This is a genomic window from Verrucosispora sioxanthis (genome assembly GCF_010560025.1).
Classification (GTDB): domain Bacteria; phylum Actinomycetota; class Actinomycetes; order Mycobacteriales; family Micromonosporaceae; genus Micromonospora; species Micromonospora palythoicola.
This window is the reverse complement of the sequence record NZ_SAIY01000001.1, coordinates 803826-816863: the sequence shown is the minus strand read 5'-3', so window position 1 is coordinate 816863 and position 13038 is coordinate 803826. Positions and strand designations below refer to the sequence as shown.

12 protein-coding genes and 1 pseudogene are annotated in these 13038 nt (G+C 71.3%); 10 read left to right on the top strand and 3 right to left on the bottom strand.

Annotated elements, in window-relative coordinates:
• Positions 1-11 precede the first annotated feature (11 nt).
• On the bottom strand, positions 12-374 hold the full coding sequence (locus tag ENC19_RS03755; RefSeq protein ID WP_164445701.1) for a YraN family protein: 363 nt from the start codon (positions 372-374) through the stop codon (positions 12-14).
• A gap of 179 nt (positions 375-553) precedes the next feature.
• Here ENC19_RS03755 and ENC19_RS03750 point away from each other — a divergent pair, with 179 nt between their 5' ends.
• From ENC19_RS03750 to ENC19_RS03715, 9 genes and pseudogenes are all read left to right on the top strand, one after another.
• The gene (locus ENC19_RS03750) at positions 554-1216 is read left to right on the top strand and encodes a hypothetical protein (protein ID WP_235944367.1); all 663 of its coding nucleotides are present in this window, start codon (positions 554-556) and stop codon (positions 1214-1216) included.
• Positions 1192-1461 carry a hypothetical protein gene (locus ENC19_RS29830; RefSeq protein ID WP_235944366.1) on the top strand — a complete coding sequence of 90 codons (270 nt, stop codon included), beginning with the start codon at positions 1192-1194 and terminating at the stop codon, positions 1459-1461. The genes ENC19_RS03750 and ENC19_RS29830 overlap by 25 nt, the downstream gene beginning before the upstream one ends.
• Before the next feature lie 357 nt (positions 1462-1818).
• On the top strand, positions 1819-2706 hold the full coding sequence (rpsB, locus tag ENC19_RS03745) for a 30S ribosomal protein S2 (protein WP_164445700.1): 888 nt from the start codon (positions 1819-1821) through the stop codon (positions 2704-2706).
• A gap of 133 nt (positions 2707-2839) precedes the next feature.
• Positions 2840-3667 carry a translation elongation factor Ts gene (gene tsf, locus ENC19_RS03740; RefSeq protein WP_164445699.1) on the top strand — a complete coding sequence of 276 codons (828 nt, stop codon included), beginning with the start codon at positions 2840-2842 and terminating at the stop codon, positions 3665-3667.
• A 155-nt stretch (positions 3668-3822) separates the two neighbouring features.
• Positions 3823-4590 carry a UMP kinase gene (pyrH, locus tag ENC19_RS03735; protein WP_093401681.1) on the top strand — a complete coding sequence of 256 codons (768 nt, stop codon included), beginning with the start codon at positions 3823-3825 and terminating at the stop codon, positions 4588-4590.
• A gap of 80 nt (positions 4591-4670) precedes the next feature.
• On the top strand, positions 4671-5228 hold the full coding sequence (gene frr / locus ENC19_RS03730) for a ribosome recycling factor (protein ID WP_093402027.1): 558 nt from the start codon (positions 4671-4673) through the stop codon (positions 5226-5228).
• A gap of 279 nt (positions 5229-5507) precedes the next feature.
• The gene (locus tag ENC19_RS03725; RefSeq protein ID WP_164445698.1) at positions 5508-6794 is read left to right on the top strand and encodes a phosphatidate cytidylyltransferase; all 1287 of its coding nucleotides are present in this window, start codon (positions 5508-5510) and stop codon (positions 6792-6794) included.
• A gap of 104 nt (positions 6795-6898) precedes the next feature.
• Entirely contained in the window at positions 6899-8050 is a 1152-nt protein-coding gene (gene rlmN / locus ENC19_RS03720) for a 23S rRNA (adenine(2503)-C(2))-methyltransferase RlmN (RefSeq protein ID WP_164445697.1), read from the top strand.
• 31 nt (positions 8051-8081) lie between these two features.
• Positions 8082-9190: pseudogene (locus tag ENC19_RS03715) on the top strand (DivIVA domain-containing protein).
• Positions 9191-9360: 170 nt separating this feature from the next.
• Here ENC19_RS03715 and ENC19_RS03710 read toward each other — a convergent pair.
• Positions 9361-9582 carry a DUF2631 domain-containing protein gene (locus ENC19_RS03710; protein WP_093401678.1) on the bottom strand — a complete coding sequence of 74 codons (222 nt, stop codon included), beginning with the start codon at positions 9580-9582 and terminating at the stop codon, positions 9361-9363.
• Between the two features lie 190 nt (positions 9583-9772).
• Here ENC19_RS03710 and ENC19_RS03705 point away from each other — a divergent pair, with 190 nt between their 5' ends.
• The gene (locus ENC19_RS03705) at positions 9773-11356 is read left to right on the top strand and encodes a Rieske 2Fe-2S domain-containing protein (protein ID WP_164445696.1); all 1584 of its coding nucleotides are present in this window, start codon (positions 9773-9775) and stop codon (positions 11354-11356) included.
• Positions 11357-11364: 8 nt separating this feature from the next.
• Here ENC19_RS03705 and ENC19_RS03700 read toward each other — a convergent pair whose 3' ends face one another.
• A complete protein-coding gene (locus ENC19_RS03700) occupies positions 11365-12963 on the bottom strand; it encodes a phytoene desaturase family protein (protein ID WP_164445695.1) in 1599 nt (532 codons plus the stop codon).
• Positions 12964-13038 lie beyond the last annotated feature (75 nt).

Here is a 13038-nt window from a genome sequence, read left to right as displayed (position 1 = left end):
GCTGTGTTCGCTCACCGGAAGGCGTCCTTGACGTGCTCGACCCGCGCCCGACCGAGGCGGGGCAGCAGCACCGAGATGACGTCGAAGCGCACCTCGTCGGCGGTGGTGCCGGTGGCGGCGAGCCAGGCGGCGGCAAGCCTCCGCAGCCGGCGGGCCTTGCGTGGCACCACCGCCTCGGCGGGGCTGCCGAAGGTGGTGGTCCGCCGCGTCTTCACCTCGCAGAAGGCGAGCACCGGCCCGTCCCAGGCGATGATGTCGATCTCCCCGGTGCGGCAGCGCCAGTTGCGGGCCACCGGGCGTAGTCCAGCCTCGATGAGGTGCCGGACGGCGCAGCGTTCCCCGTAACCGCCGATCGCCTGGTTCCGCTTGGTCATGACCGGCACACTGCTCCGGGCCGGGACTCGCGGCGACCCCGTCGTGGTGACCTGTGGACAACCAAGGGTGTTGTGGACGACCGGACGATCATGTCCCGGATGTGCTAAGCCATCTTCCCGGGCTGGTCAGGTGCGGGGTCGAATGGCGTACCAACCGCCTGTCGCATACGGTGCCGGGCGTGGACGGACGACGCAGTTTCGCCGATGACCAGGAGCCGCGCTGGTATCCGGGCGACCATGACCGTGGCTACACCGACCCGCAGTGGCGTCCGGCGGGAGAGGAGCGCCACCTCGGCGACGAGCCCCGCGCGGTACCCGAGCAGCGCGGTGACGACGACGACCGGTACGGCTCGCCGCGACGCGCGGCGCTGACGGACCCGCTCGGCGACGTGGCGGGGGAGACCGAGCGCTACCGGGCGTCGCGTTCCCGCCGAGCGGAACCGGCGGGACCGGACGTCTCCGGTGAGTTGCCGGTCGACCGGCCCGGCCGACGCGCCGCCTACGAGGTGGGCCCGACCAGCGGCGGAGCGCCGTTGTCCACGGATCCGACCCGCGCCGTGCTGGCCGGATACCCGATCGTCGAGACCAAGCGCGGCCCCGAGGCGACCAACCCGCTGGAGCAGCCGACCGGGCCGGTGCCGTCGGTGGCACCCCGGACGGAACCGCCGGTGGGCGAGGCCCCGCCCGGTCCCGCCGACGCCGTGACCGGTCCCCGGCGGCTGGCCATCCGGTACCCGGCCACCTGGCACCCGGTCAACCGGCGGGCGGCGTACTGCCCGGGGATGGTGTCTACCGGACGCGGCGGCCGGTGCTCGCGGTGCTCTTCGCGGCGCTGGTCGTGATCTTCGAGGTGCCGGCGGTGCGGGTGCTGCTGCACGGCGCGACCGCCGATCCGGTTGCCGCCGGGGACGTGCTGGCGGGCACGTTCCTGGTCTGCGGACTGCCGATCTTCGCGGCCGGCCTCTACGGGCTGCGGACGACCGGGTTCTCGTTGCTCGACGGCGCGCGGGGCTGGCTGCGACCGCCGACGGCCTACCTCACGGTCGGCCTGGCGCTCTTCCTGGTGGCCGCGCTCGCCGCCGGCTGAGGGTCGTGCCACCGGCTGCGCGTCACCGAGCCGGCGGATGCGGCGGTGAGTAGCCGGCGGCGGCAGGCGGCCTGGCCGTCGGTGGCGCGAACCCGTGCCAGTGGCTGCACGCGGGTCGGCCGCCGTGGAGTGGAGCATCGCCGCACCCGGGCGTGGCCCGGTCGGGAGAGCGCGTACACTGGTCAACCGGCGACCGCCTCGTGCGGTCGACCTCGCGTGCCCTCCTCACGAGTCGTCGTGCGGCGGCGGCCTCCCTGGTCCCGACCCCGGTCGGGCCCACCATGGTCGACGACCGGGCACCAGGACGCCCGGCCGCCGGCCGGGCGGGACAACCAGGGACCGCAAGGAGTACGAATCATGGCCGTCGTGACCATGCGTCAGCTGCTGGAGAGTGGCGTTCACTTCGGGCACCAGACCCGGCGGTGGAACCCGAAGATGAAGCGTTTCATCTTCACCGAGCGCAACGGCATCTACATCATCGACCTGCGCCAGACCCTCGACTACATCGAGAAGGCGTACGACTTCGTGCGCAACACGGTGGCCGAGGGCGGCAGCATCCTGTTCGTCGGCACGAAGAAGCAGGCCCAGGAGGCGATCGCCGAGCAGGCGACCCGCGTCGGCCAGCCGTACGTCAACCACCGCTGGCTCGGTGGCATGCTGACCAACTTCCAGACCGTGTACAAGCGGCTGCAGCGGATGAAGGAGCTGGAGGCCCTCGGTGACCTCAGCGGCACCGCCGCCGGCTACACCAAGAAGGAGACCCTGCAGCTCTCCCGCGAGAAGATCAAGCTGACCCGCACCCTGGGCGGCCTGCGGGACATGCAGAAGCTCCCGGCCGCGGTCTGGGTGGTCGACACCAAGAAGGAGCACATCGCCGTCGACGAGGCCCGCAAGCTGGGCATCCCGGTGATCGCCGTGCTCGACACCAACTGCGACCCGGACGAGGTCGACTTCCCGATCCCGGGTAACGACGACGCGATCCGCTCGGCCGAGCTGCTGACCAAGGTCGTCGCCGCCGCCGTGGCCGATGGCCTGATCGCCCGTTCCGGTCGTCGCCGGGGCGGCGACGAGAAGCCGGAGGCGGGTGTCGCCACCGACGAGCCGCTGGCCGAGTGGGAGCGCGAGCTGCTTGAAGAGCCGAAGAAGGCCGACGAGCAGCAGTCCGCCGCCGAGCAGCCGGCCGCCGAGCAGCCCGCCACTGAGCAGCCGGCCGCCGAGCAGCCCGCCGCCGTCTCCGGTCAGTGACCGTTCCGCCGTCCGGTCACCGTCCGTTCCGCTGACGGTGACCGGCGGCGGGTAGACCGGGCACGAACCTCTCGGAACCGGGTAATCGTCACCGCAGACCATTCCACGCAGTCTCAACACCGAAGAGAGAGCCATGTCCCAGATCACCGCCGCGGACGTCAAGAAGCTCCGCGACCTGACCGGCGCCGGCATGATGGACAGCAAGAAGGCGCTGACCGAGGCCGAGGGCGACTTCGACAAGGCCGTCGAGATCCTGCGCGTCAAGGGCGCCAAGGACGTCGGCAAGCGGGCCGGCCGGACCGCCGCGAACGGTCTGATCGCGCACTCCGGCAAGGCGCTGCTCGAACTCAACTGCGAGACCGACTTCGTCGCCAAGAACGATGCCTTCATCGCGCTGGCGCAGCAGCTCGTCGAGCACGGCGAGCGCGCCGGCGTCAGCAACGCCGCGGAGCTGCTGGCCAGCGAGATCGACGGTCGTCCCGTCGCCGACCTGGTCCAGGAGCAGTCCGCCAAGATCGGCGAGAAGCTGGTGCTCAACCGGTTCGCCAAGCTCGACGGCACCGTGGCGGTCTACCTGCACCGCAAGGCGCAGGACCTGCCCCCGGCGGTCGGCGTCCTGGTGCAGTACGCCGGCAAGACCGACGAGGCGGGCGACGCCGACGCGCGCGGTGCGGCGATGCAGATCGCCGCGATGCGGCCGCAGTACCTCACCCGCGACGAGGTGCCGGCCGAGGTCGTCGAGTCCGAGCGGCGCATCGCCGAGCAGACCGCCCGCGAGGAGAACAAGCCCGAGGCCGCGCTGCCGAAGATCGTCGAGGGCCGGGTCAACTCCTTCTTCAAGGATTTCGTCCTGCTGGAGCAGTCCTCGGTGACCGACAACAAGAAGACGGTGAAGCAGGTGCTGGCTGAGGCGGGCATCGAGGTCACCGGCTTCGTGCGGTTCGAGGTCGGCCAGGCCTGAGCCGGCTCGGGGCGTACCGCGCCCGTGGGCTGGGAGCAACGACGAGACGAGGAGGCCGCCGGTGTACGCGACACACACCGCGGCCTCCTCGTCCCATAAGGTCGGCAGCGGCAGGTACGCGCACCTGAGCGCGCCAGTGGGGGAAGGACGGGCGGATGACGCAGGTTGTGAGTGACCGGACGTTGGCGGCGGACGATCCGACGGCACCACCGCCCGGCCGGGCCCGGCGGGTGGTGTTGAAGCTGTCCGGCGAGGTGTTCGGCGGCGGCGCCATCGGTGTCGATCCGGACGTGGTGCAGGCCATCGCCCGGCAGATCGCCACCGTGGTACGCCGGGGTGTGCAGGTCTCCGTGGTGGTCGGCGGCGGCAACTTCTTCCGGGGCGCCGAGTTGCAGAAGCGGGGCATGGACCGGGCCCGGGCGGACTACATGGGCATGCTCGGCACGGTGATGAACTGCCTGGCCCTCCAGGACTTCCTGGAGAAGGAGGGCATCGAGACCCGGGTACAGAGCGCCATCACGATGGCCCAGGTGGCCGAGCCGTACATCCCGCTGCGGGCGATCCGGCACCTGGAGAAGGGCCGGGTGGTCATCTTCGGCGCCGGCGCGGGCATGCCGTACTTCTCCACCGACACGGTCGCCGCCCAGCGCGCGCTGGAGATCCACGCGGACGTCGTGCTGATGAGCAAGAACGGCGTGGACGGCGTCTACACGGCCGATCCCCGGATCGATCCGACCGCCAGCAAGTTCGACTCGATCACCTTCTCCGAGGTGCTGCGTCGCAACCTCCGGGTCGCCGACGCGGCAGCCTTCAGCCTCTGCATGGAGAACGGCCTGCCGATGCTGGTCTTCGGCGCGCAGGGCGACGACACCATCGTCCGGGCCGTGGGTGGCGACAAGATCGGCACGCTGATCACCACCTGAGCCGACCGCCGACGGCGATCTCGGCGGTCCCGGTGACCCGACAAGCCCACGACGAGCACAAGAAGGAGGCGAGGAGACCGGTGATCGACGACACCCTCCTCGAGGCCGAGGAGAAGATGGAGCGTGCGGTCGAGCACGCCAAGGAGGAGTTCGGCGCCATCCGCACCGGTCGCGCCACTCCGGCCATGTTCTCCAAGGTCATCATCGACTACTACGGCAGCCCGACCCCGCTGACGCAGATGGCGTCGGTGGCCGTTCCCGAGCCGCGGATGGCCATCATCAAGCCGTACGACAACTCGCAGATCAATGCGATGGAGAAGGCGATCCGGGACTCGGACCTCGGGGTCAACCCGAACAACGAGGGCAACCAACTGCGCATCCTGCTCCCACAGATGACCGAGGAGCGCCGCCGGGACATGATCAAGGTGGCCCGGCACAAGGGTGAGGAGGCGAAGGTCGCCATCCGCAACATCCGCCGCAAGGGCAAGGAGGAGCTGGACCGGCTCGTCAAGGACGGCGAGGTCGGCGAGGACGAGGGCCGCCGCGCCGAGAAGGAGCTCGACGACCTGACCCAGCGCTACGTCTCGCACGTCGACGAGTTGGTCAAGCACAAGGAGTCCGAGCTCCTGGAAGTCTGACGCCGAGGTCACCACCTGCTTGATCATGAAGTTGTCGCCCTTGCCACCGGCGTGGCGTGGTGACAACTTCATGATCAAGGCTGCGGGAGCGGGCACCGGTACGTCCTGCCGGGCGGGCGGGTGCAGTAGGCTCGGCACGATTCCCGGTGACCCGACGGTGAACGGTGGGGATCGGCCAGCCGACAGGCCGGCACATAGACGGAGCGCCTCGCGCGGGTAGGGGATGGTAGTGGCTGTGCGTCAAGTGGTGGATCTCGTACCGCTTCCCCCTGGTGCGTGATGTCCCACCTCGACCCCTACGGCGGCGCCGAGGCCCGTGACTGGGATCGCCCGGACCGACCCACCTCGCTGCCCTGGCCGGATCCGGACGTCGAACCCGGTCCGTGGGGCCGTGGCCGGTACGGCGGCGACCGGCCCGCTCCGGAGAACCGAAACGGGCGCGGACCCGGCGGCTGGGACCAGCCACCGAACGGGCGCGGCGCACCCCGCGACCTGGACCACGGTGACGCACCCACTGCACAGATCGCGCCGGTGCGGGTCGGTGCCGGTCGGGACCACGACGAGGCACCCACCACCCAGTTGACGCCCGTGCGGGAGCACGACGACGCGCCGACCACCCAGCTCGCCGCCGTTCCACCCGGGAACGCGGACCTCGGGACGCCGGAGCCCGACGGGACGGACGGTCCGGGTCGGCGCCACCGGGGCCGGCGTCGGGCCGGTGCCGGTCGGCCGGCCACCCAGCAGGGCGCGAGCCGGGCCGGGCGGAACCTGCCGGCGGCCATCTCGGTCGGGGTGTGCCTGGGCGCGGCGGTGCTGCTGCCACTGTTCCTCTACACCCCGGCGTTCCTGCTGGTGCTCGTCGCGGCGTTCGGCGTCGGCATCTGGGAGATGTCCCGCGCGGTACGCCGTGGCGGCGCCGAGGTGCCGTTGGTGCCGCTGGTCGCCGGTGGGGTGCTCACCGTGACCCTGGCCTGGTTCGCGGGGCTGGACGCGCTCCTGCTCGGCCTGCTGGTCACCGTGGCGGGCACCCTGGTCTGGCGGCTCGGCGACGGTACGGCCAACCTCCGGCGGGACATGACCGCGGCGACTCTGATCTCGGTGTACGTGCCCTTCCTCGGCGGCTTCGCCGCCCTGCTCGCGTCGTCTCCCGGTGACGGTGCGCTGCGGGTGCTGGTGACGCTGGTCGCGGTGGTGCTCTCCGACACCGGGGGCTACGCGGCCGGCGCCAACTTCGGTAAGCGGCCGATGGCACCGACGATCAGCCCGAAGAAGTCCTGGGAGGGTTTCGCCGGCTCGGTCGGCGCGGCGGCCCTGGGCAGTGCCGTGCTGCTCTGGCTGTTGTTCGACGTGGCGCCCTGGTGGGGCGCCGTGTTCGGGGTGGCGATCTCGGGCGCCGCGGTCCTCGGAGACCTCGCCGAGTCGATGATCAAGCGAGATCTCGGTGTGAAGGACATGAGCAACCTGCTGCCCGGGCACGGCGGCCTGATGGACCGGCTCGACTCCGTCCTGTTCGCGGTGCCCACGGCGTACCTGCTGCTCGTGGTCTTCGTCCCGGCGGTGAACTGAGGCATGGCCCACGGCGGCGGAACCGGGAGGCGGACGAGGCGGGAGCGGATCCGGCGCCTCCGCGGGGGCGTGTTCCGGGCCGGGCGTGCCAGACTGGACGTGCCATGACGAGTCTTCCCCTGATCCCGGTCGACCCGGACGCGCCTGGCGCGCGCCGGGCGGCGATGCCACCGCAACACCTCGCCGACCTCGACCTCGCCGGCCGCAAGGACCTGGTCACGAAGCTGGGCGAGTCGGCGTTCCGGGCCCGACAGATCTCCACCCACTACTTCGGCCGACTGGTCCGCGACCCCGCGCAGATGACCGACCTGCCGGCGTCGTCCCGCGACCGCCTGGCCGACCAGCTGCTGCCCCGACTGCTCACCCCGGTACGCGAGCTGGCCTGCGACGACGGCGCGACCCGCAAGGCGTTGTGGCGGTTGCACGACGGCTCGTTGGTGGAGAGCGTGCTGATGGGCTACCCGGACCGGGTCACCGTCTGCATCTCCAGCCAGGCCGGATGTGGCATGGCGTGCCCGTTCTGCGCGACCGGCCAGGCGGGCCTGACCCGCAACCTCTCCACCGCCGAGATCGTCGACCAGGCGGTGTACCTGGCGGGCGTGGCCGCTTCCGGCAAGGTCGCCGGGTCACCGCCGAGGCTGTCGCACGTGGTCTTCATGGGGATGGGCGAGCCGCTGGCGAACTACAACCGGGTGATCGCCGCGATCCGTCGCCTGGTCGCGCCGGCGCCCGAGGGGCTCGGCCTGTCGCAGCGGCACATCACCGTTTCCACGGTTGGGCTGGTGCCGGCCATCCACCGACTGGCCAGCGAAGACCTCTCCGTGACTCTTGCGTTGTCGCTGCATGCCCCCGATGATGAGCTGCGCGACGAACTCGTGCCGGTCAACCAGCGCTGGAAGGTGTGCGAGGTGCTGGACGCAGCCTGGGCCTACGCGGCCCGCACGGGCCGTCGTGTGTCGATCGAGTACGCGATGATCAAGGACGTGAACGACCAGCCGTGGCGAGCTGACCTGCTCGGCCGGCTGCTGGCCGGCAAGTTGGCCCACGTGAACCTGATCCCGCTGAACCCGACTCCGGGCAGCCGCTGGGACGCCAGCCCGAAGCCGGTCGAGCGGGAGTTCGTCCGGCGGTTGCGCGACGCCGGGGTGTCCACCACGGTGCGGGACACCCGAGGTCGCGAGATCGACGGGGCATGTGGGCAGCTGGCCGCCGCGGAGGACAGTGGCACCGACCCGGCCGGGGAGATGACGGCGTGACCGGGCGTGGCGAACGAGACCAGGAGACATAGTGGCGAGTCAGGGTCAGCGTTTCCGGCGTAAGGCGCTCCGCCGGGGATACAAGGTTGACGAGGTGGACGCCTTCCTGGACCGGGTCGAGGCGACACTTGCCGGGCAGCCGGTCGGAGCGCCGGTGGCCTCGCAGGAAGTCCACGACGTCGTCTTCCGGGTTCGTTTCAACGGCTATGACGAGTGGCAGGTGGACCTGCACCTCGACCGGGTCGAACGGCAGCTGGCGGAGTTGGAGGAGCGCGGCGGCGTGTCCGGTCGCGGCGACGGCCGGATGGGCCCGATGGACCGGATGGGCCCGGGCATGCGGGACGATCGCGGCATGTCCCCGGTGCCGCAGCCGCCGATGCCGCCCCGGGCGATGCCGGCACAGGCCGGGCCACCCTACGGTCGCTACGACGAGCCGACGGGCGCCTTCGCCGGCGGGTACGACAACGCTCCCCGGGGTGGCTACGACGGCCCGCGCGGGGCGGCCGCCCCGATGGGCCCAGGTGCGCCGATGGGCCCTCCCGGCGGCATGGGGCACGGTGGGCCTCCGCCGCGTGGTCTGCCTGCCGGCCCCGGTGGCTACGGTCCGCCGGACGCGCCGGGCGGCTACGGTCCGCCGGACGGCCCCGGTGGCTACGGCCCCCGGATGAGCAGCGCTTCGACGGGTTCGAGGCGGGTCGGCACGGCCGTACCGACATGACCGCAGAGATCAGGCTGCCGGACCGGGATCCGCGGCGCGGCCCGGCCGGGCCTCCCGGCCTGCCGCAGCAGGCGCTCGGCGGCCCTCCGATGGGCGGCCCTCCGGCAATGGGTGGTCCGCCCGCGATGGCCGGCCCCCCGATGGGTGGGCCACCGATGGCCGGCCCGCCCGGCAGCGACCTCTACCGGGTGGACCAGATCCGCCGCAGCTTCCAGGTCCGTCGCTTCGGCAGCGGATACGACCCGGACCAGGTGGACCGGTTCTTCGAGTCGCTGCTCGGCGGGATGGCCGGGCGCAACCAGATGCCGGTGAACCCGAAGGACCTGGACACGCTGCGCTTCGGGCTGGTGCAGGGCGGCTACTTCGAGGCCGAGGTCGACGCCGCGCTGAAGAACGTGCAGGACATCCTCTTCGGCCGCTGACCGACAGCGATGCGCGAGGGCCCGCCTCCGAGAACCGGAGCGGGCCCTCGCGCTGTTCGCGCCGGAAACTGCGGTGTTTGGCGGACAGGTCGTCGCTGGGGCCGGAGCGCGCAGCGGCGCAGCTCGCCCGAGTGGTCAGGAGCGCAGGCCGTCGCGGGTGGCCCGGATCGTCAGGAGCGCAGGCCGTTGCGGCGCAGCACCACGTCACCGATCACGATGAGCAGCAGCAGCGCGGCCAAACCGATCAGCCAGAGGTTCTCGACCCTGCCCTCGTGGTTGCCGCAGAGCATGGCCAGCAGCGCGAACGCGGTGAGCACCGCGCCGATCCGCCCGGCCTTCCGGTGCCCGGGCTTGTGCTGGTCTGGCGACGTTACCGGCTCGCTGCCTGCCACTGTCGGTCCTTCCTCGCGAACGGATCTCCGGCTAGTCTGGCACGTCCCTCGGGACGGTTTCCGGCCAGGGCCGATGGGCCCCGCTCCGGTGGGTGCAAGGGCACTACCGGCGTCGCGGGGCGAGGACCAGACTGCCTCCGGTAGCGTTCTGGGGCGTACACCTTGATTGTCGTTTTGAGGGGGAACTGCGGTGCGAGTGACCGGTACGGGGCACGCGAGCATGCGGATCGACACGGCCGCGGGCAGCATCCTGTGCGACCCGTGGGTCAATCCGGCCTACTTCGCGTCCTGGTTCCCGTTCCCCGACAACTCTCAGCTCGACTGGGAGGCCCTCGGCGACGTCGACTACCTGTACGTCTCCCACCTGCACCGGGACCACTTCGACGCGGCGCACCTCAAGCGGTACGTGTCGAAGAAGGCGACCGTGCTGCTGCCCGAGTTCCCCACCTCCGAAATGGAGGACGAGTTCCGCGCGCTGGGCTTCACGAATTTCCTGAAGACCCGCAACGAGGAGGTCGTCGAGCTGGACGGCGGCCTGAAGATCATGATCCAGGCGCTGACCAGCCCGACCGACGGTCCGATCGGCGACTCCTCGCTCTGGGTGGAGTACGACGGCGTCCGGTTGCTCAACCAGAACGACGCCCGACCGACCGACCTGAGCACCTTCGCCGAGCTGGGTCACGTGCACGCGCACCTGCTGCAGTTCTCCGGCGCCATCTGGTACCCGATGGTCTACGAGCTGCCCAGCGCGGCGAAGACCGCGTTCGGCAAGCAGAAGCGGGACCGGCAGTTCGACCGCACCTGGCGCTACATCGACGACCTCAAGGCCGACCACGTCTTCCCGATCGCCGGCCCGCCGTGTTTCCTCGACGACGAGCTCTGGCAGTTCAACGACATCTTCGGCGACGAGGGGAACATCTTCCCCGACCAGTCGGTCTTTCTGTCCGAGTACGCCAAGGTCGGCGGCACCAACGGCATCGTGCTGCTGCCCGGCAGCGTCACCGAGGTCACCACCACCGGGGCCACGACCACCCACCCGGTGCCGGTGGAGGAGTTCTTCGCCAACAAGGTCGCCCACCTGGAGGAGATGCGCGAGCGCAAGCGGCCCATCATCGAGGCGGAGAAGGCGTCCTGGCGGCACCCCGAGGTCGACGTGCTCAAGGAGCTGAAGCGGCGCGTCGAACCGCTGCTCGACGAGTCGATCTACCTGGCCAAGGGGGTTGGCGGGCCGGTCCGCTTCGACCTGGTCGGTTACGACGGTGAGAGCATCGAATCCATCGTGGTCGACTTCCCGGGCAAGCAGGTGCGGCCGTACGCCGACGAGAAGGTGCGCTACCGGTTCCGTACCGAACGGGCGCTGGTGGAGCACCTGCTGCACATCGGCGAGGTCGACTGGGTCAACTCGCTCTTCCTGTCCTGCCGCTTCTCGGCCGCCCGGATCGGGCAGTACAACGAGTTCGTGTACGCCTTCTTCAAGTGCCTGTCCACCGAGCGCCTCCAGTACGCCGAGGGCTGGTACGACGAGCACGAGCGGGCCGTCGACGCCGAGGACATCACCCTCGGTGACTGGGTGGTGCAGCGGCGCTGCCCGCACCTGAAGGCGGACCTGAGCCGGTTCGGCATCGTCGACGGCGACCAGCTCACCTGCCAGCTGCACGGGTGGCGGTTCGACCTGCCCAGCGGGCGCTGCCTGACCAGCGTCGGCCACAAGGTCCGCGCGCACCGGGTCGGCGAGGAGGCTTCCGTCACGGAGGTCACCCAGCCGGCGGGCTGAGCCGTCGCCTACCGGCCGAGGTCGGCGAGGATGCGCTGGGCGGCGTTGTGGCCGGCGGCGCCGATGACGCTGCCGGCCGGGTGACAGCCGGCGCTGCCCGCGTACACCCCGTCGACGCCGGTGGCGTAGGGCATCCGGTCGGCGAACGAGACGGTGTTGTCGACGTGGTGGATGTGGCCTCCGGTGATGCCGAAGTGCGTCTCGATGCCGGGTGGCGGCAGCGGCACCGCGTCGGCGATCAGGTCGCCGGTGCCGGGCGCGTAGCGCTCGCAGATCCCGATCAGCTTGTCGACGTAACCGGGCAGTTCGGCATCCCAGGTGGTGCCGGCCAACTCGTACGGCACCGACTGGACGAACAGCGCCGACGAGTGGTGCCCGGCCGGGTCGGCCAGCGACGGGTCGACGGTGGTGTGCAGGTACCACTCGATCGTCGGCTCCGCCGGCAGTCGCCCGGCCCGCACGTCGGCCCACATGGCGCGCAGCGCCGCCATCGGTGACTCGCCGGCGCCGCCGGCCAGCGTCGCCGAGCCGGGCAGCAGGTGGATGGTGGAGCCGAACGGGCTCGGCGCGCCCTCGGGCAGGCAGGAGAAGCGGGGCAGGCCACGCAGCGCCAGGTTCAACTTGAGGGTGCTGCCGGTGCGCCGGACCGCCGCCATCCGTTCGCTCAGCGTGGTCGGCAGCGCGCCGTCGGGCAGCAGCTCCATCAGCCGGTACGGGTCGCAGGCGCCGAGCACCACCTCGGCGTCGACCTGGCGGCCGTCGGCGAGCACCACGCCCCGAACGGCACCCCCGTCGAGGCTGATCGCGGCGACCGGGGCACCTGTGACGATCCGGGCTCCGGAGGCCCGAGCCGCGTCGGCGAAGATCCGCGAGACGGTGCCCATGCCGCCTTCGGCGATCATCCAGGTGCCGCCCGAACCGGGTAGCCGGCACATGTTGTGCACCAGGAAGTTGTGGCCCGTGCCGGGGTCGTCGGGGCCGGCGTTGAGCCCGGACAGGCCGTCGGTGACCGCGTACATGCTGACCAGCAGCTCGGAGCGGAAGTCGAAGCGGGCCAGGTAGTCGGCTACGGAGCCGCGTACCAGGTCGACGAAGATCTGGCGCAGCGCGGGGCGGACGTAGCGGTCGGCGGTCTCCTCGACGCCGAGCGGCTCGGCCAGCCAGGCCGGGGCGAGGTCCTCGCGCAACGCGGCCAGCTCGGCCTGCAACGCCTCGTCGGCGGCGGCGTCGGCGGGGGAGAAGAACTCGGCGAGCTGCGCCCGGGTGGCCTCCGTGTCGGTGCCGAAGAGCAGGTACGGCGAGCCGACCCCGCCGGGGGTGGGCAGGAAGTAGTGCGGGTCGCGGCGCAGCACCGGGATCCGGACGTCGAGCGCGGCCAGCAGCTCCGGCGGCATCAGCCCGAGCAGGTACGACCCGGTGGAGTGACGCAGTTCGGGCACCTTGGGAAACGGGTTCTCGGTCCGCGTCGCCCCACCGATCACCTCGGCGGCCTCCAGCACCAGCACGTCCAGCCCGGCCCGCGCCAGCAGGATCGCCGACACCAACCCGTTGTGTCCCGCCCCCACGACCACCACGTCCGCCCGCCCCGGCACCCCACCACCCACCATCCCCGCACCCTAACCCGTTCGCACCCCGCCCCACCGCTGTTGAGGGTTTGGTTTGTGTTCATGGGGGAGTGGGTT

Bases quoted from the DNA above. Each gene is read 5' to 3' on its own strand.
- ENC19_RS03725 (WP_164445698.1), top strand. From the start codon at position 5,508: ATGTCCCACCTCGACCCCTACGGCGGCGCCGAGGCCCGTGACTGGGAT.
- ENC19_RS03700 (WP_164445695.1), bottom strand. From the start codon at position 12,963: ATGGTGGGTGGTGGGGTGCCGGGGCGGGCGGACGTGGTGGTCGTGGGG.
- tsf (WP_164445699.1), top strand. From the start codon at position 2,840: ATGTCCCAGATCACCGCCGCGGACGTCAAGAAGCTCCGCGACCTGACC.
- rpsB (WP_164445700.1), top strand. From the start codon at position 1,819: ATGGCCGTCGTGACCATGCGTCAGCTGCTGGAGAGTGGCGTTCACTTC.
- ENC19_RS03755 (WP_164445701.1), bottom strand. From the start codon at position 374: ATGACCAAGCGGAACCAGGCGATCGGCGGTTACGGGGAACGCTGCGCC.
- pyrH (WP_093401681.1), top strand. From the start codon at position 3,823: ATGACGCAGGTTGTGAGTGACCGGACGTTGGCGGCGGACGATCCGACG.
- rlmN (WP_164445697.1), top strand. From the start codon at position 6,899: ATGACGAGTCTTCCCCTGATCCCGGTCGACCCGGACGCGCCTGGCGCG.